Raw genomic sequence first — 23,300 nt, 5'->3', positions numbered from 1 at the left:
TGGAGGTTACGCGCCGGTAACCCAGATCGGTCGCCGGCTACCCGCGGCGGCCCGGGATCGGGGCGGGGGCCTGCTCGCCGCTGGCGGGGTGCAGGGCGTACAGAGCGACCTCGAGCAACCGGTCCAGCCGGCTGGCCGTGGCCGCAGCCACCTCCTCGCCGCGGCGGTAGGGGTCGGCGACGTCGTCGTCGACGCGGCCGCGCGTGCGCCGCTTGCCCAGGGCGTCGACCAGGTCGGTGCCGTGGGCGGTGGGGAACTGCACGGTGCGCCCGGCGAACTGGCCCAGCGTGAAGACCTTCCCGATGGCGGCCGGCACGTCCTCGAGGAGGAAGCTGCGGTGCACCTCCTCCATCACCAGCACGACGTCGGCGTCGCTGACGTCCTGCGGGGTGACGCGGCGGCTGCGGAAGGCCCCGGAGTCGATGCCGCGCTGGGCGAGCTGGTAGCCCATCACCGGGTCGATGGGGTTGCCGGGGACGGCCCAGGTGCCGGCGGAGTCGAACTCCAGCGGCACCCCGCGGCGCTGGGTGCTGGCGCGCGCGTAGAGCTCGGCGTACGGCGAGCGGCTGATGTTGGCGGTGCACACGAACAGCACCCGCAGCGGCTGGCCGGCGTGACTGTGACCCCCGCCGGCGGGCGGACTGGTGGCGCTCATGGGCCGATCATGCCCTCTCCGGGCGTGGATCCGTGGCCGGAGAGCTCGATCAGTCCCTGCGCGGCGAGGTCGTCCACCGCCTCGCGGACCAGGTCGGCGGCCTCGCCGGCCGCCGGCACGCCGAAGCGCTCCTCGAGCTGCTCGACCAGCCGGGCGACGTCGGTCCAGTCCCGGCTGAGGTCCAGCAGCGCCGGCGCGAGCCCGACCAGCCGCACCGCGCGCTCGGGCAGGAGCACCAGCCGCTCGCCGTCGCGGTCGAGCTGGTCGACGACGGGGACGCTGCGCACCTGCTCGGCGGTCACGACGCCTCCGCTCGCGGCGGACCGATCAGATCCTCGACCAGGGGGGCCAAGGTGGCCGCCTCGTCGTAGCGGACACGCGCCAGCAGCCGGGTCTGCTCGAGCAGCGCGGCCAGCCGGTGCAGCGGCTGCGACAGCCGGGCCAGCGACGAGGTCTCCGGCGCCAGCGCGACGATCGCCTCGAACAGGTCGAGCTTCTCGACCACCGGTTGCCGGGCGCCGGCGGCCTCGCGGGAGAGCAGCAGCACGGCGCGCACGGTGGGTTTCACGGCGGCGGCCCGCAGCCCGAACCGGTCCGGCGCCACCTCGTCCTTGACCGCGGAGCCGTCGCGCCGCACCGACAGCGGCTTGGGGTAGGGGCGCACGGTGCCGTCGTCGGCCACGCCCACCGTCTCATCGGACAGGTAGCCGCGCCCGCGCCCCAGCGTGCGGCACAGGGTCGTCTTCCCGGTGCCGCCGGGCGCCACGCAGACCACCGTGTCGCCCGAGTGCGGGTCGCACACGCCGGCGGCGTGGAACATCAGCAACCGGCCGACGCCTGCCGCGATCGCCTGGTGGGTGACCCGGTGCGTCACGTCGACCAGGAGCCGGTCCAGGTCGGCGCCGGCGGCACGGGGAACCGCGACCTCCTCGACGACGGCGTCGGCGTGCTCGTCGCCCAGCGACACCTCGATCGTGCGAGCGTCGCTCTCACCGGTCCCGCGCAGGCACAGCTCCCACCGCTCGGCCAGCGCGGCGTGCAACTCCTGGGCGCGCGAACCGCCGACCACGAGGTCGAGCGGAGCGCCCAGCGCTGACAGCTCGAGCCGCGCGTCCACACGAGGAGGGTAGACGGGTCTCTACCCTGATCTGGTGGCAGACGCGGTCGTGCTCGCGCCCCTGGCCGTCGGCTGTGCGCTCGTGGCCGCCGGGGCCGCGAAGGTCCGCGACCCCGGTGCGCCGACCACGGCGCTCGCGGACCTCGGGGTGCCTGACGTGCTGCGTCGCCTCCTGCGTCGACCGCGGTGGCTGCCGTGGCTGGAGGTGGTGCTCGGCCTGGCGCTGCTGCTGCCGGGCCCGGGTTTCCTGGTCACCGCCGTGCTCGTCGCGGTGCTGCTCGCGGCGTACACCGTGCTGGTCGTGCGCGTCGTGGCCACGGGGCGGGAGGCCGAGTGCGACTGCTTCGGCGGGCTGGGCGGCGGACACGTCGGCGCCATGACCGTGGTGCGCAACCAGCTGCTGCTGGCCGCGGCGGTGCTGGCGGTCGTCGACGCGGTGCGCGGTCACTCGCTGGTCGGCCGGCTGGGCGCCCTGGACGCCGGCGACGTCGGGTGGCTGGTCGCCGTGGTGCTGGTGGGTGTGCTGGTGGCGGCGACGGTGCACCGCGACGCCGGCGGGGCGGCCCGGGCCGGCATCCCGTTCCTGCACGTGCAGGGCGCCGACGGTACGGCGGTCTCGTTACCCGAGCTGGCCAGCGAGCGGCCTCAGCTGCTGGTGACGCTCTCGACCAGCTGCTCCTCGTGCGCGAAGGTCACCGACGCGATCGGCGACTGGCCGGCGCGGCTGCCCGGCGTCGACGTCCACGTGCTCTCGGCGCTGCCCGCGGGGGAGCCGACACCGCCCGGCTGGCCCGCGGTGCTGCACGACCCGCAGGAGCGGGTCAGCGCCGTGCTCGGACTGGTGCGGCCGTCGGCGGTGCTGCTGGGGGCCGACGCCCTCGTGGCCGGCGGTCCGGTGCACGGCGCCTCGGCCGTGATCGGCTTCGCCGACGAGATCGAGGCTCAGCTGCGGCGCAGGTAGTCGGCCAGCGCCTCGTCGACGTCGCGGGGCTCGAAGCCGGTGGCCAGGAGCTTGTCCAGCGACATCTCCGAGAGCAGCGGGCGCGGGGCGAAGGGCTCGCGGCCGTCGGCGTACTCCGCGGTGGTGGTGGGAGCGACGTCGTCGCGGGAGCGGCCGCGGGCCTCGAAGACGTCGGCGGCGAACTCGCGCCAGCTGCGCACCCGGCCGGTGTTGGTGAGGTTGTACGTGCCGTAGGGCGCGCGCACCTCGAGCAGGTGCGCGATGCCGCGGGCGAGGTCGTCGGTGAAGGTGAGCCGGCCGACCTGGTCGTCGACGACCGTCGGACTGACGCCGTCGTCGGCCAGCTTGGCCATCGTGCGCACGAAGTTGTGGCCCTCGCCGATCAGCCAGGTGGTGCGCAGCAGGTAGTGGCGGGGTGTGGCCGCGACGGCGAGGTCGCCGGCGGCCTTCGCCTGTCCGTAGACGCTCAGCGGCGCGAGCGGCTCGTCCTCGGTGTGGGGCCGGCGGGTGCCGTCGAAGACGTAGTCGGAGGAGACGTGCACCAAGGTGAAGCCGTGCTCGGAGGCCAGCCGGGCCAGGGTCGCCGGCGCGGTGGCGTTGCCGGCCCAGCAGGCCAGGCGGCCCTCGTCGGTCTCGGCCCGGTCGACGGCGGTGTAGGCGGCGGCGTTGACGACGACGTCGTAGCCGGAGAAGTCGAAGGCGGCGACCGCCGTCGGGTCGGTGAGGTCCAGCTCGTCGATGTCGACGCCGTCGGCGTGGGGCAGTGCCCGCAGCAGGGCACGACCCAGCTGGCCGCGGTGGCCCACGACGAGCGCGGGCGCGGGCGCGAAGGGCTCGACGTCGCCCAGCTCGGGGTTCGCCAGGTCCTTCGCGGAGCGCTCGACGGAGGCGTCGTCGAGCGCGATCGGCCACGGGACAGCCGCGGTGGGGTCGGCCAGGTTGAGCTCCTTGTAGCCGGCGTCGGGGCGCCAGTGCCGGTTGACCAGGTAGGAGTACGCGGTGGCGTCCTCGAGCACCTGGTAGGAGTTGCCGACGCCGCGCGGCACGAAGACCGCCGTGTGCGGGTCGAGCTCGTGGGTGAACACCGCGCCGAAGCCCGGGCCCTCGCGCAGGTCGACCCAGGCGCCGAACGCTCGCCCGGTGACGATGGAGACGAGCTTGTCCCACGGCTCGGCGTGGATGCCGCGGGTGACGCCGGCGGCGGCGTTGTAGGAGATGTTCTGCTGTACCGGACCGAAGTCGGGCAGGCCCAGGGCGACCAGCTTCTCGCGCTGCCAGTTCTCCTTGAACCAGCCGCGGTCGTCACCGTGGACGTCGAGCGAGACGACGAGCAGTCCGGGGATGCTCGTCGTGGAGACCGTCGGCACCCCTAGTGGCCCTTCTCGGCGTACTTGGCCTCGGTGGCGGCCTTGTGTCGGCGCCACCACTCGGTGTGCGCGGAGTACCAGTCGACGGTGTCGGCCAGGCCCTTGTCGAGGTCGTCGAACCGCGGCGCCCAGCCCAGCTCGGTGCGCAGCTTGGTGGAGTCGATGGCGTAGCGCAGGTCGTGGCCGGCGCGGTCGGTGACCAGGTCGTAGTCGTCGGTGGCATAGCCGAGGATCGAGAGCAACGACTGGACGATCTGCAGGTTGTTGCGCTCGCCGTCGGCGCCGACCAGGTAGGTCTCGCCGATGCGGCCCTCCTGCAGGATCGTCCACACCGCGGAGCTGTGGTCGTCGCAGTGGATCCAGTCGCGGACGTTGGCGCCGGTGCCGTAGACGCGGGGCCGGACGCCGTTGAGGATGTTGGTGATCTGGCGCGGGATGAACTTCTCCACGTGCTGCCAGGGGCCGTAGTTGTTCGAGCAGTTGCTGATGGTGGCGCGGACGTCGAACGAGCGCACCCACGCGCGCACCAGCAGGTCGGAGCCGGCCTTGGTCGAGGAGTACGGGCTGCTCGGGTTGTAGGGCGTGGCCTCGGTGAAGCGCTGCGGGTCGTCCAGCTCGAGGTCGCCGTAGACCTCGTCGGTGGAGACGTGGTGGTAGCGGGTGTCGTGGCGGCGGACGGCCTCGAGCAGGGTGAAGGTGCCGACCACGTTCGTCTGCACGAAGGGGCTGGGGTCGGCGAGCGAGTTGTCGTTGTGCGACTCGGCCGCGTAGTGGACGACGGCGTCGGCGGCGGCGACCAGCGGGTCGACCGTCGCGGCGTCGGCGATGTCGCCGACCACCAGCTCCACCCGGTCCGAGGGCAGCTCGTCGAGGGCCTCGCGGTTCGCGGCGTAGGTCAGCTTGTCCAGCACCGTGACGTGTGCGTCGGTGTGCTCCACGACGTAGCGCACGAAGGCCGAGCCGATGAACCCGGCGCCGCCGGTGACGAGGAGGCGATCCATGCTCCCAGGGTATGGGTTGGACATGCCCTACGCTCGACGGCCATGCGCGGCATCATCCTGGCGGGCGGCACGGGCTCTCGGCTGCATCCGATCACCCTGGGCATCAGCAAGCAGCTGGTGCCGGTCTACGACAAGCCGATGATCTACTACCCGCTCTCGACGCTGATGCTCGCCGGAGTGCGCGACATCCTCATCATCACCACGCCCCACGACGCGCCGCAGTTCGAGTCCCTGCTGGGCGACGGCTCCCAGTTCGGCGTCCACATCACCTGGGCGCAGCAGCCCTCGCCCGACGGCCTGGCCCAGGCCTTCGTCATCGGCGCGGACCACGTACGGGGCGGGCCCTCGGCGCTGGTCCTGGGCGACAACATCTTCTACGGTCCCGGCCTCGGCGCCCAGCTCACCCGGTTCGAGGCGCTGCGGGGGGCGGCGGTGTTCGGCTACCGCGTGCAGGATCCCCAGGCGTACGGCGTCGTGGAGTTCGACGACTCCGGCCGCGCGGTCTCGCTGGAGGAGAAGCCCGAGCACCCGCGCAGCCACTACGCGGTGCCCGGCCTCTACTTCTACGACGAGACCGTCGTCGACCACGCGGCGGACCTGCAGCCCTCGGCCCGCGGCGAGCTGGAGATCACCGACCTCAACCGGATCTACCTCGAGCAGGGCACGCTGCAGGTGGAGGTGCTCCCGCGCGGCACCGCCTGGCTCGACACCGGCACCTTCGACTCGCTGTCGGACGCCGGCAACTTCGTGCGCACCCTCGAAGGCCGCCAGGGCCTGAAGATCGGCGCCCCCGAGGAGGTCGGCTGGCGGATGGGCTTCTTGTCCGATGACGAGCTGCGGGTCCGGGCCGAGAAGCTCGTCAAGAGCGGGTACGGGTCGTACCTGCTGGGGCTGCTGGAGGACTGAGGCCTCGGCCGGCCCGGCCGCGCTCGTTCACCATGGTGGCATGGTGAACGACCACTTCCCACGGTGCAGGACCTGTGGGAAGCGGCAGTTCATCGTGGGAAGCAGGGCTCAGGCGGCGACGTCGAGCATGCGCTTGGTGAGCTGGCACATCCGTCGGGGGTCGCGGAGGTCGCCCCAGACGTAGCGGATCATCATGCACCGGGTGATCCGGCGGATCGCGTCCTCGCGCTGCTTCTCGTCGAAGAGGGCGTCCTCAGGTCGCTGGCCCGGCTTGAGCAGCCGGCCGTACTTGACCCGGCCGTCGAACTCGCCGAGCAGCCGGTGCTGCGGCCAGGCGAAGTCGACGCGGTGCTCGCGCCCGTCGACCCACACGGGCCACTGCAGCTCCGGCATCGGCACGCCGTTGAGCCAGAAGTACCACAGGCACCGCGACTCTCCCGGTGACTCGACCCGGGCGTCGGCCAGGCGGAGCACCACCTGCAGCTGCTGGCTCTGCGGCCAGCGCTGGAAGCGTGCGTAGCGCTCGATCAGCTCCTCGGGAGTGGCCAGGCCACGGTGCAGGCAGTGGTTGATGGTGATCATCGCGCTGTCGGGTGTGCCCAGCGTCCCGGTCTCCAGCGCGGCTCGGGCCGGGTCGACGACCTGCCATCCGCCGACGCGCGTGAGCTCGTCGGACTCGGGGAAGCCCTCGTGGTGGACGACGTCGCGCTCGACCCGGCCGGCTCCGGTGTCGCACCGCGTGACGTGGACGCGATCGAGGTCGAGCCCCCACACGTCGAGGCCGTGCAGCAGCGCGGCCGTGGTGTGGCTGAACGCGACGCGGTCGCCGTAGGAGCGCTGGATCGCCGCGGCCCGGATCAGGTGCCGGGTCTCGGCGTCGGCCTGTCGCCAGGTCTCACCGGCCACGAATCCGCCGCGGCGGATCCGGTGCCAGGTGCCCGACCGGACCTCGCGGGCGATCGCCTTCCCGTCCAGGCCGCGCAGCTTCGCATCGCCGGTGGTGAAGACGCCGAAGTGCTCGCGGATCTGCTCGAGGAGGTCATCCATGCCCACCAATCTGGGCAGCGTCGGATCCCGCCACCAGATGGTGCGTCGAATCTGTGGAGAACCTCCGCACTCACCACGACGAAGTGCCACTTCCCACAGGTCCTACGTCGTGGGAGGTGGCTTTTCACCATGGTGGCATGGTGAACGGGGCTCAGGCCGGCCGGAGGAAACCCCGCCCGGCCAGCTCTTCGAGGAACCCCAGGACCCCCTCGCGCACCACGTCCTCGGGCTGCTCGGTCTCCTCGGCCACGCGGGTGACGACCGCGGCGGGGTCGGCGAGGTCGACGACGGCCAGCCAGATCGCGGCGGAGGCGCCGTGCAGGGCGAAGGGCGGTCCGTCGGGGAGCAGCGCGATGGTGACCTGCGGGGCCGGCGTGCGGCGGGTGGCCACCCAGCCGAGGTCGTCGGGGACGGCGTAGCGCTCAGCCATCGCGCCGCCGCACCAGCTGGCGCACGCCCGTGCCGATCCGACCGGCGAAGAGCCCGGCCAGCTCGCGGCGCGAGGGTTCGTGGCCCAGCGCCATCGCGGCGTACTCGCGGTTGACGCCGAGGCCGCGTACGGCGGTCCGCACCGCTGCACGGCGGCTGGGGGCGGCCCGCAGCCGGGCCACCCACTCATCGACGCGCGACCCGCCCTGGGAGTAGTAGCGCCACAGCGGCACGGTGCGGTCCTCGCCGAGGTCGCCGGCGTCGAGCTCGCCCAGGGCCGCGGCCAGCGCCACCCGCGCGCCGAGCTCGTCGGCGCGGGCGCGCAGGCGGGCGCGGTCGGCCTCGTCGGCGGCACCCCACGCGCGGTCGAGGTCGGCGACGGCGCGCGGTGCGCCCATGCCGCGGGCGGCGTGCAGGCACAGCAGCAGCGCCTGGTCGCGCACCGACGGCACCGCGCAGGCCCGGTGGGCCACCTCGGAGGCGGTGCGGTCGGCCCAGAGCAGGTCGAAGGCCTGCTCGCTGCCGATCGTGACGCCAGGGAAGCTGCGGTGGACGTCGACGTAGCCCCAGGCGTCGTGGTGGTAGTTGGCCGCGTGCTCGAAGACCGATCCGCTGGCGAAGCCGGTGACCAGCCGCCAGCCGTGGTCGACCAGGGCCGCGGTGAGGGCCAGCACGTGGCCGGGCCGCACCAAGACGTCGGCGTCGGTGCTGATCCGTTCGGCGTCGCGCAGCGAGGCGTCGAGGGCGGGGCCCTTCACGTGCAGCAGGTCGACGCCGGCCCGTTCGGCCAGGACCTGCACCACGGCGTGGGCCAGCGCCACCCGCGCCGACCCGTCGATCGCGACCGCGGTCATGGGACCAGGATAGGAACGCTGCGCGGCAGCGGCGCGGCGCCACCGGGCAGATCGGGCAAAGCGGGTGATCCGCTTGTAAACTCCTGTCTCACCGGCATCAGTCGGAGGATGGAGGCCGCGCGCGTGACCGTCGTGGACTTCGTGCGCCTCACGCGCGTCAACTGGCGCGTCATCTTCGCGACGTTCTCCCTGGGCCTGGTGGCGGCGCTCCTCTACACGCTGCACCAGCCGGTGGTGTACACGGCCACCTCGAAGGGCTACGTCGCCGTCGACAGCGGCGACTCGGTCAGCGACGTGTACAGCGCGACCAGCCTGGCCCAGCAGAAGCTCTCGGTCTACGTCGGCCTGGTCAGCAGCACCGCCGTCGCACAGGACGTCATCGACAGCCTCAAGCTCGACGAGACGCCGAGCGACATCGCCAGCCGCTTCAGCGCCGTCGGTGACGCCGACAACCCGCAGCTGACCATCTACGCCACCGCGAGCTCACCGTCCCAGGCGCGCGACCTGGCCAACGCGGTGATCGGGGCGATGTCGACCGAGGCCGCCAAGCTGGAGTCCGCGGCCCGGCCCTCCGGGGCGCCGGTGAGCACCCTGGTCAAGCTGGTCGCCACCCAGCAGGCCGGTGCGCCCAGCGCGCCCTCCTCGCCGGACTACCGCATCAACCTGCTCGCCGGTGGCATCGCGGGCATCGTGGCCGGCTACCTGCTCGCGCTGGTGCGCCGCCAGCTCGACAGCCGCATCCGCACCGTGGACGACATGGAGAGCCTCGTCGGCACCAGCGTGCTCACGATCCTGCCGGAGTCCGACGAGCTGGACCGCGTGGGCGACGACGGCCTGGTCGGCTCCCAGACCGGACCGGCCGCCGAGGCGCTGCGCCAGCTGCGGACCAACCTGCGCTTCGTCGACGTCGACAAGCCGCCGCAGAGCATCGTCATCACCAGCGCCAACGCCGGCGAGGGCAAGTCGGTGGTGACCGCCAACCTGGCCCGGGTGCTCGCCGCGGCCGGGCAGAAGACCATCCTGCTCGACGGCGACCTGCGCCGGCCGATGGTCTCCACGATCTTCGAGCTCGACCCCGTCGTCGGGCTCACCCAGGTGCTGGCCGGAGACATCGACCTGCGCGCCACGATCCAGGATCCCGGCCTGCCCAACCTCGACGTCATCGCCGCCGGCCGGATCCCGCCCAACCCCTCCGAGCTGCTCGGCTCGCAGAGGATGCAGAGCGTCATCGAGGAGCTGGTGGCCGCGGACTACATGGTGCTCATCGACGCCCCACCGCTGCTGCCGGTCACCGACGCCGGCCTGCTCTCGGGCATCGTCGACGGCTCGATCCTGGTGCTGGCGGTCGGCAAGACCTACAAGGAGCAGGCGCGCCTGGCCGCGAAGGTGCTCCAGCAGGTCGGCGGCCACGTGCTGGGATCGGTGCTCAACCGGGCGCCGCTGGGCGGCATCGGCGGCGTCGTGTACGGCTACGGCCACGCGACCCACAGCCAGGACTACTACTCCGCCTATGACCGCACCGGCGGCGATCGCTCCAACGGCAACACGCTGCGGGCCCGGTTCCTCTACCGGCGGATGCGCCGCCGCGAGGAACGCGAGCAGGCCCAGCGCGAGCAGACGCTGCGGGAGCGGACCGCGGCCCGCGAGAACGAGCACGGCCAGCCGCCGGTCGAGCTGACCTCGATCGCCGGGAAGCGGCGGTCTAGCTGACGTTGTTGGCGGCGTTCAGCGTCCGGGCGTTGACGCCGTACTTGGTCACGTAGGCGTCCAGGTCGTCGGTGGCGACGTCGCTGAACAGCTCGCGGGTCTGCTTGAGGTCGGGGATGATGACGCTGCCGACCTGCTCGTCGGCGAAGCGCTCCATCGGGCAGGTCACGAAGGTGATGTCCTTGGCCCGCAGGTGACGCAGCGACCAGGCCAGGCTGCGTACGTCGCTGTTGCTGAACGCGGAGTCGATGGTCAGGTTGTGCGTGATCGCGCTCAGCATGTTCTTGAAGCGGATCGGGTTGGTCAGGTTGCCCTTGTCGGCGGCCTGGCTGAGCGCGGAGCGCAGGAAGTTCTGCTGCCGCGCGATGCGGTCGAAGTCGCCGTTGGCCAAGCCGTGTCGCTGGCGGACGTAGAGCAGCGCCTTGTTGCCGGTCAGCGTCTGCTCGCCCTTGTGCCAGTGGATGTCGTTGGCGCTGTCGTAGCTGTCGTCGGGCACGTAGACCTGCACGCCGCCCAGCGCGGTGGCCAGGTCGCGGAAGCCGTTCCAGTCGATGATCGCCAGGTGCTGCATCCGCAGCTGGCTGAACTGCTCGATGGTCTGCACGTAGAGCGAGGGGCCGCCGTAGGAGAAGGCGGCGTTGATCTTCTGCTTGCCGTAGCCGCTGACGGTGACATAGGTGTCGCGCGGGATCGAGATCAGGTAGGCGTGCTTCCGGTCCGCGGTCAGGTGCAGCACCATGATCGTGTCGGAGCGGTGCGAGCCGCTGACCCAGTGCCCGTCGGCGACCTCCTTGGCGATGGTATTGCCACCGGCCGCGCCGTTGTCGGCTCCGGCGAGCAGGATGTTCATCGAGTGGTTGGTCGGCGCCGCCGGCCGCTCGCCCTTGACCTTCAGCGCCACCCGCGGGATCGAGTCGATCTGCCGGTTGAGGTAGAACGCGCCGCCGCCGAGGACCGCGAGGATGAGCAGGACGATCACCAGCAGGACGACCAGCGCCTTGTGGCGCCGCACGAACCCGCGGGTGTCCTCGTCGTCCTCGGACAGCATGGCGTGCACCATGTCGCAGCCCCCTGATGTGCTGACTCGGCGTCGAGTCGGGCGGATCGGTTCCGCCGGCGGTGTCTAGTTAGTTTACGGATACGGCGTGATCTCCGTGGGAGTATGCGACCTATGCGATGGCTGCGCTCGTGGGGCGTCGTCGTCGCCTTCGTGGTGGCCGACCTGCTCGTGCTGGCGCTGGCCTGGCACCAGACCCATCGCACGCCGGTCTCCGACGGCTCGGTCATCGCCACCTCCACGCCCTCGAGCGACGAGACCGCCGACTCCTCGATCACCGGTCCGCTCTTCCTCGCCGCCGGGGCCGACGGGCGGGTGCTGCGGGTGACGCGCGGCTCCTGCGACTCCCGCGACGCCCGGCGGGCGCGCGTCTGGGTGGCCAGCGGCACCGACCGGCCGCTGGTCGCCCGCACCGTCGCGGGTCTGCAGGAGGCGCTGGGGGTGCTGGCCGGGGGCTCGGCGCTGCGCATCGTCGGCGCCGACGCCGACTGCAAGCTGCACGCCTGGACGTCGGTCGACGCCGGCGCCACCTGGAAGCGCGGAGCCGTGCCCAGCCGGATCTGGTACCTCGACACCGACACCACCAAGAGCGCCGTCCACGGCCCGGTCACCGGCGGCGTGCAGAACCTCGACTGCGTCCCGGTGTCGGTGACCACCCTGCCCGGAGCCACGCACGCGCTGGTCAGCTGCTCGGGCTCCAACCTGCTCGACGTGCCCGACGACGCCGACGCGGCCACGGTGTCCTACACCGTCACGGGCGCTGTCGCCGCGGCGCAGCCGGCCAGCGGGCTGCCCCTGGTGCTCGCGGAGAGCGACACCTGCACGGCGCAGCTCGCCCGGATCGCCTCCCAGGCGGCCGCCACGCAGATCGCGTGCCTGAGCACCACGGCCGCGCCACTGGGCCTAGCCATCGCCGGCGACCGTGTGCTGGCCCAGGTGGGTCAGCGGCTGCTGCTGAGCACCGACCTCGGCAAGAGCTTCACGACCTACCCCTGACCTCGCGGCCCCTCAGTAGGCGCCGTCGGAGCCCACGACCGCCTTCACGGTCCGGGCCAAGATGAGCAGGTCCTGCAGCATCGACCAGTTGTCGACGTAGTACAGATCAAGACGCACCGTGTCTTCCCAGGAGAGGTCCGAGCGGCCGGAGACCTGCCACAGGCCGGTGATGCCCGGGCGCACCCGCAACCGGCGGGAGACGTCGGTGTCGTAGCGGCTGACCTCGTCGGGCAGCGCGGGCCGCGGACCCACCAGGCTCATGTCGCCGCGCAGCACGTTGAACAGCTGGGGCAGCTCGTCGACGGAGTAGCGGCGCAGCCAGCGCCCCGGAGCCGTGATGCGCGGGTCGTCGGCGACCTTGAACAGCAGCCCGTCGCTCTGGTTCGCCGCACTTAGCTCGGCCAGCCGGGCCTCGGCGTCGACGACCATGCTGCGGAACTTCAGCATCGCGAAGCGCTGGCCGTCGCGACCCACGCGCACCTGGCGGAACAGGACCGGGCCGCCGTCGTGGCGCTTGACCACGATCGCGGCGAAGACCAGCAGCGGTGAGAGCAGCAGCACCAGCAGCCCGGCGCCGAGCAGGTCGAAGACCCGCTTGGCCCAGCGCGAGGCCGCCTGCCCCTGCGGGCGCTCGACGTGGACCAGCGGCAGGCCGGCGACGGGACGGATGGCGACGCGCTCGCGCGCGACGTCGGTGACGCTGGGCGCGACGATGATCGCGACGTGCTGGTCCTCCAGTGCCCACTGGGCCCGTCGCAGCTCCACCGAGCTGCGGAACGCCCCGCCCGCGACGATGATCGCGTCGGCGCGCACCCGCAGCGCCGTGTCGGCCGCCTCGGCGGCGTCTCCGACGTACGGCACCCCGGTGGCGGTGGCCTCCAGGTCGCTCTGGCCGTGGGCGCGCAGTGCACCGACCACGCCGTAGCCGAGCCAGGACTCGCGGGCCATGATCGTGGCGATCTCGTCGATGTGGGCGGAGTCGCCGGCCACCAGGACGCGGTGGCGCAACAGCCCGCGGCGCCGGGCGGCGTGCACGCCGCGTCGCAGCGCGAGCCGGCCGGCGACCAGCAGTGGGATGCCGATGACGAAGGCCATCACGAAGAAGCCCCGCGACAGCTCGACCTTGAACAGGTAGCAGGCGATGCCCACGAAGCCGGCGAAGACGATGGAGGCGTTGACGACGCCGCGGTAGGCCTCGGTACCGGCGGCCAGGGCGTGCGAGCGGTAGGTGCCGAACAGGCCGAGCATGGCCAGCCAGCCGACCACGATCGGCCCGGTGATGCTGTCGACCAGCACGCCGACGTCCTGTGCGCCGTCGAGGAACGGCAGCGACTGCCGCAGCCCGGTCGCGGCGAGGATCGCCACCAGGACCAGACCGAGGTCGAGCCCCAGGCAGATCAGCGGCAGCAGGACGCGCGAGCTCGCCGCCCCCGAGGACAGCACGCCGCGCCGCGGTCGGCGGCGGCCGCCCCCACGAGCGCCGCGAGCGCCGGTGGCGTGCGCGTGGCTGCGCGTCGGCAGCAGTCGGTCGAGCTGGGCCACCTACCGAGGGTATCGACGTTTTGTCGGCTTAGGCCAGGAATGTCGGAATATCGAGACTGGCCCGACGACCGGCTCAGCCGTCCCCGGCGAGGGCGGCGACCTCGGCGTCCAGCCGCTTGGCGAACTGCTCCTCGGAGAAGGAGTCGACGTGCTGGCGGATCGCGTCGTCGTCCCACTCGCGGCCCTGGTTGTCGACCACGGCCGCCTGGATGCGCGCGGCCGTCGGGGTGTCGAAGAACAGCCCGGTGACGCCCTCGCGCACGGTGTCGAGGTACCCGCCGCCGCGCAGCGCCAGCGTCGGCCTGCCGAAGGCGCCGCCCTCGAGCGGGGTGAGCCCGAAGTCCTCGATCGAGGGCGCGACCAGGGCGGTGCAGTGCGCGTAGCACCAGCGCATCTGGGCGTCGCTGAGGTGGGAGACCAGGCGGACGTTGCCGGGCAGCGAGGCCTCGATCGCGCGCCGCTCGGGTCCGTCACCGACGACCACGAGCCGCTCGGCCGGGAAGCCCTCGAACGCGGCGATGGCCCGGTCGACGTTCTTGTAGGGCAGCAGCCGGGAGACCACCAGGTGGAAGCCGGTCGCGGCCCAGTCGGCCAGCGCGGGCACGGGCTCGCGGGTGGCGTCGGGGGAGAGCGCGTGGGGCGGCGGCAGCACGGGAGCGTCGATGCCGTAGACCGACCGGATCCGCTCGCGCACCACCTGGGAGTTGGCCAGGTAGCGGTCGGCCCGCCCGGCCATCTGCTTGTCCCAGGCCACCAGCCGGCGCCGCAGCGTCATCAGAGCGAGGCCCTTCGCCGAGCGCCCCGGCTCGTGGCCCAGGTAGGTCTCGGACTGGTAGAGCCAGCGGGCCGGGTTGTGGCAGTACACCAGCTTGCGGGTGTGCGGAGCGGTGCCGAACCCGTGCGCCCAGCCGCTGGAGGAGACCAGCACGACGTCGGCGTCGACGTGCATCTGCTCGGCCGCCCATGACATCAGCGGCAGCGCCGCCCGGTGGTTGCGCCGGATCGCCCCGACCCGGTCCAGCGGACTGGTGACCACCCGCAGGTCGCGGAACTCGGGGTAGGTCTCCTCGGGGTGGTAGAGCAGCGTGTGGATGGTGGCGTCCGGGTACGCGCGCGCCATGGCCAGGACGACCCGCTCAGCGCCGCCGCGCTGGGTCAGGTAGTCGTGGGCGATCGCGATCCGCAGCGCTATGTCGCACCTCCGGAGCGCTGCCGGGGCATGCCCGGCTCCTCCAGGTCCACCTCGACCATGCGGCCGACCAGGTCCTCGAAGCTGACCGTGGGCTCCCACCCCAGCACCGTCCGCGCGCGGCTGGCGTCACCGCACTGCTCGGCGGCGTCGGCCGGCCGTACCAGGTCGGGGTCGACGCTGACCAGGTCGCGCCAGTCCTCGATGCCCACGCGGGAGAAGGCGGCCCGTACGAAGTCTCGGACGCTGTGCGCGACACCGGTGGCCACCACGTAGTCCAGCGGCTCGTCGTGCCGGGCGGCCCGCACCATCGCGTCGACGTAGTCCGGGGCCCAGCCCCAGTCGCGGCGCGCATCGAGGTTGCCCAGCTCGAGCAGGTCCTGGTGGCCCTGGGAGATCAGCGCCACGGCGCGGGTGATCTTGCGGGTCACGAAGCGCGGTGGACGTCGCGGCGACTCGTGGTTGTAGAGGATGCAGCTGACCGCGTGCAGACCGCGCTGGCGGTAGACGTGGGCGGCCAGGTGGGCCATGGCCTTCGCGGTGCCGTACGGCGAGACCGGGCGCAGCGGCGTCAGCTCGTCCTGCGGGGAGACCTCGGCCTGGCCGAAGATCTCCGCGCTGGCGGCCTGCACGAAGCGGACCTCCTGGCCGGTGCGGGTCTGGACGTCCAGCGCCGACTCCATGAGCTCCAGGGCCGCGACGCCCGAGAGCCGCGCGGTGAGCCCGGGCTCCCGCCAGGAGAAGGCCACCGAGCTGATGCCGGCCAGGTTGTAGACGGTGTCGGGCTGGATCTGGAGCATCAGCTCGCGCATCCGGGCCGGGTCGGCCAGGTCGCCCTCGTGCACGATGACGTCGGCGCTCGGCACGTGCTCGTCGGCCTCGGCCGCCGCGGCCGAGTGCACCAGGCCGTGCACCTCCACTCCCTCGGCGAGCAGCTGCTCGGCGAGGTAGGAGCCGTCCTGGCCGGTGACACCGGTGACGAAGGAGACCATCAGCTCACAGCCCCGCCAGGACCTTCTGCTCGGTGAGGTCGTTGTCGACCATCATCTGCACCAGCTCGGTGAAGGAGACCTTCGGCTTCCAGCCCAGCCGGCTCCTTGCCTTGCTCGAGTCGCCGAGCAGCTGGTCGACCTCGGCGGGCCGCATGAAGCGCGGGTCCTGCTCGACCAGACCGGACCAGTCCTCGATGCCGACGTGGGCGAACGCGACGTCGAGCAGGTCGCGGATCGAGTGGGTCTCACCGGTGGAGATGACGTAGTCGTCGCCGTCGGGCTGCTGCAGCATCAACCACATCGCCTCGACGTAGTCGCCGGCGAAGCCCCAGTCGCGCTGGGCGTCGAGGTTGCCCATCGTGAGCGTGTCCTGCAGACCGAGCTTGATCCGCGCGACGGCCTGGGAGACCTTGCGGGTCACGAACTCCGGCCCGCGGCGCGGCGACTCGTGGTTGAACAAGATGCCCGACGAGGCGTGCATGCCGTAGGACTCGCGATAGTTGATGGTCATGTAGTGCCCGTAGACCTTGGCCACGCCGTAGGGCGAGCGCGGCCACAGCAGCGTCGCCTCGCTCTGCGGCACCTGCTGCACCTTGCCGAACATCTCCGAGCTCGACGCCTGGTAGTAGCGCACCGCCGCGGGGTCGTCGCCGGCGTGCAGCCGCACCGCCTCGAGCATGTTGAGGACGCCCAGCCCGGTCACGTCGGAGGTCACCTGCGCGTTCATCCAGGAGTAGGCGACGAACGAGACCGCGCCGAGGTTGTAGACCTCGTCGGGGTCGGAGTCGCGCATCGCCCGCATCAGGCTGGACAGGTCGGTCAGGTCGCCGGTGTGCACGGTGACGTCGGGCAGCACGCGGCGCACCAGCTCGAGCTTGGGGTTGTTCTGGCCGCGGACGATGCCGTGCACGTCGTAGCCGTTCGCGAGCAGCAGCTCGGCGAGGTAGAGGCCGTCCTGTCCGGTGATGCCGGTGATCAAGGCGGTGGTCATGGGGTCGGGGTCCTTTCGGTGGCGGAGCGGGTGGCGCTGAGGTAGCCCGAGCGGGCGGCGGCCTCGACCAGCAGGGCGACCCGCTTACGGGCGAGGTAGCGGGGCCAGCGAGCCAGGTGGTCGTCGGCGCGCTCGCCGCGTCGTCTCACCTCCGCGGCGTCGAGGCCGTCGGCGTAACGGGACACCAGGCGCTGCCAGGGGCTGTGCGGGGCCGCGCCCCGCTGGTCCAGGTCGAGATCGTGCTTGCGCTCGAAGAGCGCCTGCGACCAGCCGGAGTCGAAGGCCCGCCCGGCGCGCGTGGCAGCACTGATCGCGGCGCCGTGGTGGACGGCCCAGGCCCGGGGGTCGACGACGACGGGGCACCCGGTGCGCCAGAGCCGGTAGCCCCAGTCGGCGTCCTCCCAGCCGTACCGGTCGAAGGTGCGGTGGTCGTACTCGCCGACCCGCTCCTGGTCCTCGCGGGTCACCGAGACGTTGCCGCCCCAGAACCGCCACGCGGTCTCGGGGCCGGCCGAGAGCTGGGCCTGCAGCAGCCGCTGGTCGGCGTCGGTGCCGAAGACCCTCGCGTAGGCGGTGTCGTCGTAGACGTTGCGGCAGGGCCCGATGACGCCGACGCGGGCCGAGGCGTGGGCGGCGACGTGGGCGGCGACGTACCCGGGCGACAGCTCGAGGTCGTCGTCGCAGCGCACGAGCAGCTCGCCACGGGCGGCGGCGAACCCCGCGTTGAGCGCGGCGGAACGGCCCTGGTTGCGGGGCAGCACCACCGCGCGGACGGGGAGGTCCGTCCGGGCCTCCACCACGGCGGCCGAGCCGTCGACGTCGCCGTCCACGGCGATGACCACCTCGAGATCGTCGTCGCTCTGTGCGGCCAGGCCGTCCAGCAGGGCGGGCAGCCGGTGCGCGCCCCGGTAGGTCGGCACCACGACGCTGGTGCGCGGGCGGCTCACGGTCGGGCTCCGGACGGCAGGCGATAGCCCACGCGGCGCAGCACGTCGGCGAAGCGGCGGCCACCGGCCGTCGGTGAGAACTCCTGCTCCCACCGGCGGCGGGCCTCGGCGACGACCTCGCGGCGGCGTGCGGGCTCGCAACCCAGCGCCTCCTCGATCACGCGAGCCAGGTCGGCGGTGTCGCCGGCCCGTGCGACCCACGGGTGCTCGGGGCCGGCCACCTCCGAGAGCGCGCCGGCGTCGGAGATCACGAACGGCACGCCGCTGGCCATGGCCTCGGCCACGACCAGCCCGAACGGCTCGGACCACACCGAGGGGAAGACGGCCAGGTCGACCGACGCCAGGAGCTCCTCGCGCGGGACGCGGCCGAGCAGCTCGACGGCGTCGCCGAGCCCGGCCAGGGCCGCGTCCACGCGGCGGCGGTCGGCGGCGTCGCCGAACCCGTGGTCGCCCGCGACCAGCAGCCGCAGCTCGCGCCCGGTGTCGCGCAGCCCGCGGACCGCGTCGGCGAGGACATCGACGCCCTTGTCGCTCTGCAGCCGGCCGAGGTACCCGACGACCTGGCGGCCGGTGGGCTCCGGCAGCGTCGCGATGTCGCCGGTCCAGTTCGGCAGGACGACGTCGTGCGGCACCGTGCGGCCCATCGACACCGAGGGCACCACGGTCGTCACGGCTCCGGCGACGGCCAGCCGGCACGCCCAGGACTGCGCACCGGTCGGTGCCTGGTGCAGGTGGACGACGCGGTCGCGGTGCCCGGCCGTCGCGAGCGCCGGCAGCAGGCCGTTGCACCACAGCAGACCGCGCCGGTCGCGGTCCCAGGACCGCAGCGCGCGGGCGTAGTCGCGACGGCTGCGGCAGGGGAGGGCGACGACGCCGTGGCCCGCGTCGTGGGCGGCGTCGGCGGTCTCGGCCGGTGTGCGGGGGGCGACCACCCTCGTCGCCAGGCCCAGGGCGCGAGCGGCGTCCGCGAGCTGGAGCAGCATCACCTCGCCGCCACCCAGCTCGCCGCGGTTGGCCGCGATGGTGAACAGGTCGGTCATGGCGCCACCAGATGTCGACCCGGTGGTGCCGCGGTCGCCTCGGGTGGGTTGAGGATGTGGTGGAGCAGGAACCCCATCACCACCGAGGCGGGCAGCTCGAGCAGCACCTCGCCCAGGTTCACCGCGCACACGGCGACACAGATGAGGGCGGCCTCGAGCCAGGCGTTGCGCAGCTGGCGCCTGCGCCGGATGGCGAGCAGGAAGAGGAGCACCATCGTGCCCAGCAGGATCAGCTGCGCGATGAGTCCGCCCTCGCGCTGGAGCGCGAGATAGCTGGAGTGGTAGAAGAACTGGTCGTTGCCGATGCTGACGTGGGCGGTGCCGGCTCCTGCACCGGTCAGCGGCGAGCGGTCGACGTCGGCGTGCTCCTGGATGATGATCCGCGCCCGCAGCTCGTCGCTTCCCTTGCGGTCGGCGAACGGTCCCAGCAGCTTCAGCTGCGGGGGGATGTGGCCGACGACGTACACCATGGCGCCGGTGAGCAGCAGACCGACGAACGCGTTGACCCGTCGCCCCACGAGGAGCCAGACCAGCGAGAACGACATCGCCAGCAAGGTGGTGCGCGAGAAGGTCATGATGATCGCCAGCGGCACCAGCAGCATCAGCACCTGACGCAGCCGGGGCCGGACCACGAGCAGGCCGATGGCGACAGCGCCGAGCGCGCTGACGACGTAGCCGCCGGCGTTGGGGTCGCCGAGGTAGCCGGTGAGGCGGCCTGCGTAGGCGTTGGGACCGATCCTGGCCAGGCTCAAGACGATGGTCAGCGCGAGCCCGCAGCCCAGGCCGTACAGGGCCGAGCGGAGGTGGATGCGGCCCGCGGCGATGAACAGGCACAGCACCCCGTAGAGCACCAGGTGCAGCAGCCGTCGCCAGTCGAGGCTGTCGTGGAGGTAGGACGTCAAGAACATCCAGCCGACGAAGGCCGCGATCAGGCAGGTGAACCACCCCGGCACCGGCCGGCTCGAGGTCGGCGGCCGGCCCAGGCAGAGCGCGCACAGGGCCAGCGGGAGCAGCTCGTTGACCGGGAGCCCGAGACCCGGAGCGGCCAGCGCGGGGAAGCCGAACGCGGCGAACGCGAGGAAGTCCAGCGGCTTGGTCTCCTCCTGCCGCCGCGGGTCGACGAGGTCGACGCCCCAGGCGTTGGCGGCGATGCGGCGCCGCCGGGCGCTGCCGACGGCCAGACCGGGGCGCGGTGCCCGGGCGCTGGTCTCGCTCACTGGGCCACCTCCGCGTAGGCCTCGCCGACCTGCTTGGCCATCGCCGCGACGTCGGGCCAGTCGGCGAGAAGCGTCGGGCGCTGCTCGGGCTGGGTGCCCTGCGCCTCGAGCGCGTCCGCGACGGCCGCGGCGTCGGCCGGGTCGACCAGGCAGCGGCCGGGCAGGATCTCAGGGTTGCCGCCCACCGCCGAGGCGACCACGCCGCGACCCCGCACGACCGCGTCGAGCAGCGAGTAGGAGCAGTTCTCCCAGACCGAGAGCTGGGCCAGGACGTGGACGCTCTCGAGCAGCGACGCCGCGTCGACGAAGCCGGGCAGGTCGACGCGGTCGGTCAGGCCGAGCCGACCCACCTGCTCGACCAGCTCGGCGTGCAGCGGTCCTACCCCGGCCAGGGTGAGCCGCGCCTCGGGCCGGCGTGCGGCGAGCACGGCGAAGCCGGCGACCAGCTCGCGCAGCCTCTTCTCGGGGGCCAGCCGCGCCAGGGAGGCCACGTGCAAGCCCGGTTCGGCCGGCGGCTCGGGCAACGGGTCGACGCCGTTGTGCACGACGTGGGTGGGCAGGGAGGCCGGCGGCCGCCACTTGCGGCGCACGACGTCCAGCGTGGCCTGGGAGACGGCGAGCAGCAGGTCGGCCCGACGCAGGCGCAGCCGGTGCAGCGCAGCCCGGGCACGCGAGCGTGCCGGTGAGCCGTGGTAGACGAGGTCGGTGTCGGCGATGCCGTGCTCGGTGGTGACGAGCACGCCGCCGCGCGGCTTGGCCAGCGCACCGACGACGTCGGCGTAGGCCAGGTGGGTGTGCACCAGGTCGGCGCCGGCCGAGGCGCGACGCAGCGCTGCGAGCGAGGCGGTGAGGCCGTGCGCGGGGCCGAAGCGGCCGACGACGACGTCGGCGTCCCGCGACCGCAGGAGGTCGACGACCGGGCCATCGGGCACCAGGAAGCGGAGCCGCCAGCCGGGCACGCCGACGCCGGCGACGTCGGCCGCGTGCCGGGCTACCCCGCCGACGTCACCGACCGGGATGGCCCACACTGCGTTCAGAACCACTGCTCGAGACGTCCGAGTGCGGTCCAGAAGCCCTCGCCGTGGTTGACGTGACCCTGCCAGATCTCGGGGATGAAGCCGGCGCGCGGGGCGAGCCGGTCCAGCTGCTCGGCCAGCAGCGCCCAGTCGACCTCGCCGTCGCCGACCTGGACCCCCTCGCCGTCGACGCCGGTGGCGTCGACCAGGTGCAGGTGCTCGGTGTGCGGTGCGAGCAGCTCCACCGTCTCGGCGAACGAGACGTCGAGGAAGGTGGCCGCGAGCTTGGTGTGGGAGATGTCGAGGGTGAGGCGCCGGTCGAAGGCGTGGGCGAACTCCGCGGTGTCGGCGGGGTCCACGAACAGGTTGTGGTGCTGCTGGCCACCCATCAGCCAGGGGAACGGCGGCAGCGTCTGCGCGGTGAGGCGGACCCCGCCCTCGTCGAGCAGCGTGAGCGCCTTGGCGACGCGCTCGTACAGCTCGGGGCGGCCCGAGGGCGACAGGTGGTGGTCGCGGGTGAAGCCGCCCATGGTGACCACCACGACCGGGTCGGCGTCGGCGGTGAACCAGGAGCGCAGCTCGCGCGTGCGGTCGATGACGCGCTGCACCTCGGCGATCGAGCGTTCCCAGGTCTCGGCGTCGGGTGAGGCCAGGTCGATGATGAAGTCGCCGGAGAACAGGTCCGGGGCATGGGTGGTGAACGTCGTCGGCAGCCGGTGGTCGAACACCGACGCGGGGTCGATGTCGAGGTCCTTGTAGGAGAAGTGGAACTCCACGAAGTCCGGGTTCGACTCGCCCGCGAGGTCGGCGTGGTCGTGGTAGCGGACGGGCAGGCCCCAGGGTCGGCGGAAGCCGAAGGCGCGGCCGCGGGCGGTGCCCTCGCCCAGGTCGGAGGTGAAGAAGAAGTCGCCGGCCGCCAGCGTCCGCCGCGCGGCACGTCCCACCAGCCGCTCCAGGGAGTTGGGCTGCAGGCCGCGGCCCGGCGACTTGATGTCGACGTCGTCACGGGTGATGGTCTGCCCCACCTCGATGGGACGGCTCGCCACCAGGCTCTTGGCCAGGTTGACGCGGTTCATCATCTCCCCGGTCGACACGCTGCGCGGAGCGGCCGAGCCGAGCGCCTCCTCGATCTCGCGCACGCGCCGCACCATCTCGGCGAACTCCGCGGGCAGCAGGCTCACCTTGTGGTCGGTGCCCTCCAGCGACCGGTCGGTCGTGAAGTGCTTCTCGATCACCTTCGCGCCCAGACCGATGGCGGCCAGCGGCACGTGGAACCCGCGCTCGTGGCCGGAGTAGCCGACCGGGCACTGGCCGATCTCGGCGAGCCGGGTCAGGTACCGCAGGTTCACGTCCTTGTACGGCGCCGGGTACGTGGACTGGCAGTGCAGCAGGGAGAACGCGATGCCCGTCGCACGCAGCAGGTCGACCGTCTCGCGGATCTCGCCCTCGGTGGCCATGCCGGTGGAGACGACCATCGGGATGCCGGTGGCGGCCATGTGCCGCAGCAGCGCGTGGTTGGTCATGTCGGCCGAGGCGACCTTGATGCCGTCGATCCCGTACTCGGCGAGCCGGTCGACGCTGGGCGGGTCCCACGCGGTGCACATGACGTCGATGCCGACGCTGCGGCAGTGGTCGAAGACGGTGAAGAGCTCCTCGGCGCCGAGGTTGTACTTGGCCAGCAGGTCCAGCGTGTACTGCGGCCCGAGGTCCTCCCCGGCGCTGGAGTCGCTGCGGTACAGCGCGCCCATGTCGCGGAGCTGGAACTTCACGACGTCGGCGCCGGCCTCGGCGCTGAGGTCGACCAGCCGCTTGGCGAAGTCCACGGAGCCCTGGTGGTTGATGCCGATCTCGCTGATGAGGACGGCCGGGGCGTCGGGGCCCACGGTGTGGCGCCCGATGTTCAGCTCGTTGGAGCGGTTGACCGCGATGGCCACCAGGTGGCGCTGCTCGTCGACCAGCGGGACGTGGTCGACGCCGGACCCGAACAGCCGGCGGATCTCCGCAGGCGTCGACGTCGCCGCCACGGCGCGGACGTCGCGGTTGGCGACGTCGAGACAGGAGACACTCAGGTCGACGGCGGGGTGCTCGCTCACCCAGCGGCGGAAGTCGCCGTCGGACAGCGCGCCCTGCAGGTGCCCGTGCTCGGAGACCACGAACACCACGCGCGACCTGTTCGCCGTGATCTTCTCCAGGCCCCGCAGGACCGGGTCCTCGGCGTACACGACGTACGGCGTCAAGTGCCTCTCGACGTACACGCGATGAGTCTAAT

Annotated in this window: 22 protein-coding genes; 4 read left to right on the top strand and 18 right to left on the bottom strand. The window is 72.6% G+C overall.

Annotated features, from left to right (window positions below):
- Positions 1-37: 37 nt before the first annotated feature.
- The 3 genes from D9V37_RS15970 to D9V37_RS15960 are packed head-to-tail and all read right to left on the bottom strand — an operon-like array spanning position 38 to position 1,772.
- Positions 38-655 (bottom strand): arsenate reductase/protein-tyrosine-phosphatase family protein, encoded by a 618-nt coding sequence (locus D9V37_RS15970; RefSeq protein WP_121807162.1) that lies wholly within the window; start codon positions 653-655, stop codon positions 38-40.
- Positions 652-957: a PqqD family peptide modification chaperone gene (locus tag D9V37_RS15965; protein ID WP_121807161.1), complete on the bottom strand. Its 306-nt coding sequence runs from the start codon at positions 955-957 to the stop codon at positions 652-654. The genes D9V37_RS15970 and D9V37_RS15965 overlap by 4 nt, the downstream gene beginning before the upstream one ends.
- Positions 954-1,772 carry a hypothetical protein gene (locus tag D9V37_RS15960; RefSeq protein WP_121807160.1) on the bottom strand — a complete coding sequence of 273 codons (819 nt, stop codon included), beginning with the start codon at positions 1,770-1,772 and terminating at the stop codon, positions 954-956. Before D9V37_RS15960 ends, D9V37_RS15965 begins: the two co-directional genes overlap by 4 nt.
- Before the next feature lie 34 nt (positions 1,773-1,806).
- Here D9V37_RS15960 and D9V37_RS15955 point away from each other — a divergent pair, with 34 nt between their 5' ends.
- Positions 1,807-2,733 carry a MauE/DoxX family redox-associated membrane protein gene (locus D9V37_RS15955; protein WP_121807159.1) on the top strand — a complete coding sequence of 309 codons (927 nt, stop codon included), beginning with the start codon at positions 1,807-1,809 and terminating at the stop codon, positions 2,731-2,733.
- Here D9V37_RS15955 and D9V37_RS15950 read toward each other — a convergent pair.
- Together D9V37_RS15950 and rfbB are read right to left on the bottom strand one after the other, a co-directional pair.
- The gene (locus D9V37_RS15950; RefSeq protein WP_232524957.1) at positions 2,715-4,100 is read right to left on the bottom strand and encodes a sugar nucleotide-binding protein; all 1,386 of its coding nucleotides are present in this window, start codon (positions 4,098-4,100) and stop codon (positions 2,715-2,717) included. The genes D9V37_RS15955 and D9V37_RS15950 overlap by 19 nt on opposite strands.
- Before the next feature lie 2 nt (positions 4,101-4,102).
- Positions 4,103-5,101: a dTDP-glucose 4,6-dehydratase gene (rfbB, locus tag D9V37_RS15945; protein ID WP_121807158.1), complete on the bottom strand. Its 999-nt coding sequence runs from the start codon at positions 5,099-5,101 to the stop codon at positions 4,103-4,105.
- A gap of 42 nt (positions 5,102-5,143) precedes the next feature.
- Between rfbB and rfbA the strand changes: the two genes are divergently transcribed.
- Positions 5,144-6,007: a glucose-1-phosphate thymidylyltransferase RfbA gene (gene rfbA, locus D9V37_RS15940; RefSeq protein WP_121807157.1), complete on the top strand. Its 864-nt coding sequence runs from the start codon at positions 5,144-5,146 to the stop codon at positions 6,005-6,007.
- Between the two features lie 108 nt (positions 6,008-6,115).
- Here the strand turns inward: rfbA and D9V37_RS15935 are convergent, their stop codons facing one another.
- From D9V37_RS15935 to D9V37_RS15925, 3 genes are all read right to left on the bottom strand, one after another.
- Positions 6,116-7,054, bottom strand: a complete 939-nt coding sequence (locus tag D9V37_RS15935; protein ID WP_121807156.1) for a type IV toxin-antitoxin system AbiEi family antitoxin domain-containing protein — start codon at positions 7,052-7,054, stop codon at positions 6,116-6,118.
- Between the two features lie 151 nt (positions 7,055-7,205).
- Positions 7,206-7,484 carry a PqqD family protein gene (locus D9V37_RS15930; RefSeq protein ID WP_121807155.1) on the bottom strand — a complete coding sequence of 93 codons (279 nt, stop codon included), beginning with the start codon at positions 7,482-7,484 and terminating at the stop codon, positions 7,206-7,208.
- Entirely contained in the window at positions 7,477-8,337 is an 861-nt protein-coding gene (locus D9V37_RS15925) for a nucleotidyltransferase family protein (RefSeq protein WP_121807154.1), read from the bottom strand. The genes D9V37_RS15930 and D9V37_RS15925 overlap by 8 nt, the downstream gene beginning before the upstream one ends.
- Positions 8,338-8,460: 123 nt before the next feature.
- Between D9V37_RS15925 and D9V37_RS15920 the strand changes: the two genes are divergently transcribed.
- Positions 8,461-10,047, top strand: coding sequence for a polysaccharide biosynthesis tyrosine autokinase (locus tag D9V37_RS15920; RefSeq protein ID WP_158604495.1), 1,587 nt, complete (start codon positions 8,461-8,463; stop codon positions 10,045-10,047).
- Here the strand turns inward: D9V37_RS15920 and D9V37_RS15915 are convergent.
- Complete coding sequence (locus D9V37_RS15915; RefSeq protein ID WP_121807152.1) at positions 10,040-11,104, bottom strand: LCP family protein; 1,065 nt, start codon at positions 11,102-11,104, stop codon at positions 10,040-10,042. The genes D9V37_RS15920 and D9V37_RS15915 overlap by 8 nt on opposite strands.
- A 111-nt stretch (positions 11,105-11,215) precedes the next feature.
- Here D9V37_RS15915 and D9V37_RS15910 point away from each other — a divergent pair, with 111 nt between their 5' ends.
- Positions 11,216-12,097, top strand: coding sequence for a hypothetical protein (locus tag D9V37_RS15910; RefSeq protein ID WP_121807151.1), 882 nt, complete (start codon positions 11,216-11,218; stop codon positions 12,095-12,097).
- Between the two features lie 12 nt (positions 12,098-12,109).
- On the opposite strand, the gene D9V37_RS15905 is transcribed toward D9V37_RS15910, so the two are convergent.
- The 9 genes from D9V37_RS15905 to D9V37_RS15865 form a co-directional block, all read right to left on the bottom strand.
- A complete protein-coding gene (locus tag D9V37_RS15905) occupies positions 12,110-13,639 on the bottom strand; it encodes a sugar transferase (protein ID WP_198412603.1) in 1,530 nt (509 codons plus the stop codon).
- Between the two features lie 73 nt (positions 13,640-13,712).
- Positions 13,713-14,930 carry a glycosyltransferase gene (locus tag D9V37_RS15900; RefSeq protein ID WP_269778385.1) on the bottom strand — a complete coding sequence of 406 codons (1,218 nt, stop codon included), beginning with the start codon at positions 14,928-14,930 and terminating at the stop codon, positions 13,713-13,715.
- A complete protein-coding gene (locus D9V37_RS15895) occupies positions 14,828-15,820 on the bottom strand; it encodes a GDP-mannose 4,6-dehydratase (RefSeq protein ID WP_121807149.1) in 993 nt (330 codons plus the stop codon). The genes D9V37_RS15900 and D9V37_RS15895 overlap by 103 nt, the downstream gene beginning before the upstream one ends.
- Positions 15,821-15,824: 4 nt before the next feature.
- The gene (locus D9V37_RS15890; protein ID WP_121807148.1) at positions 15,825-16,811 is read right to left on the bottom strand and encodes a GDP-mannose 4,6-dehydratase; all 987 of its coding nucleotides are present in this window, start codon (positions 16,809-16,811) and stop codon (positions 15,825-15,827) included.
- Positions 16,808-17,758, bottom strand: coding sequence for a glycosyltransferase family 2 protein (locus D9V37_RS15885; RefSeq protein WP_158604494.1), 951 nt, complete (start codon positions 17,756-17,758; stop codon positions 16,808-16,810). The genes D9V37_RS15890 and D9V37_RS15885 overlap by 4 nt, the downstream gene beginning before the upstream one ends.
- A complete protein-coding gene (locus tag D9V37_RS15880; protein WP_121807146.1) occupies positions 17,755-18,798 on the bottom strand; it encodes a glycosyltransferase family 4 protein in 1,044 nt (347 codons plus the stop codon). Before D9V37_RS15880 ends, D9V37_RS15885 begins: the two co-directional genes overlap by 4 nt.
- Positions 18,795-20,015 (bottom strand): hypothetical protein, encoded by a 1,221-nt coding sequence (locus D9V37_RS15875; RefSeq protein ID WP_121807145.1) that lies wholly within the window; start codon positions 20,013-20,015, stop codon positions 18,795-18,797. The genes D9V37_RS15880 and D9V37_RS15875 overlap by 4 nt, the downstream gene beginning before the upstream one ends.
- The gene (locus D9V37_RS15870; RefSeq protein WP_121807144.1) at positions 20,012-21,058 is read right to left on the bottom strand and encodes a glycosyltransferase; all 1,047 of its coding nucleotides are present in this window, start codon (positions 21,056-21,058) and stop codon (positions 20,012-20,014) included. The genes D9V37_RS15875 and D9V37_RS15870 overlap by 4 nt, the downstream gene beginning before the upstream one ends.
- Entirely contained in the window at positions 21,049-23,286 is a 2,238-nt protein-coding gene (locus tag D9V37_RS15865) for an N-acetylneuraminate synthase family protein (RefSeq protein ID WP_121807143.1), read from the bottom strand. Before D9V37_RS15865 ends, D9V37_RS15870 begins: the two co-directional genes overlap by 10 nt.
- Between the last annotated feature and the right edge of the window lie 14 nt (positions 23,287-23,300).

It is taken from the genome of Nocardioides mangrovicus, assembly GCF_003674065.1.
Classification (GTDB): Bacteria; Actinomycetota; Actinomycetes; order Propionibacteriales; family Nocardioidaceae; genus Marmoricola; species Marmoricola mangrovicus.
This window is presented reverse-complemented; position numbering and strand designations above follow the sequence as displayed.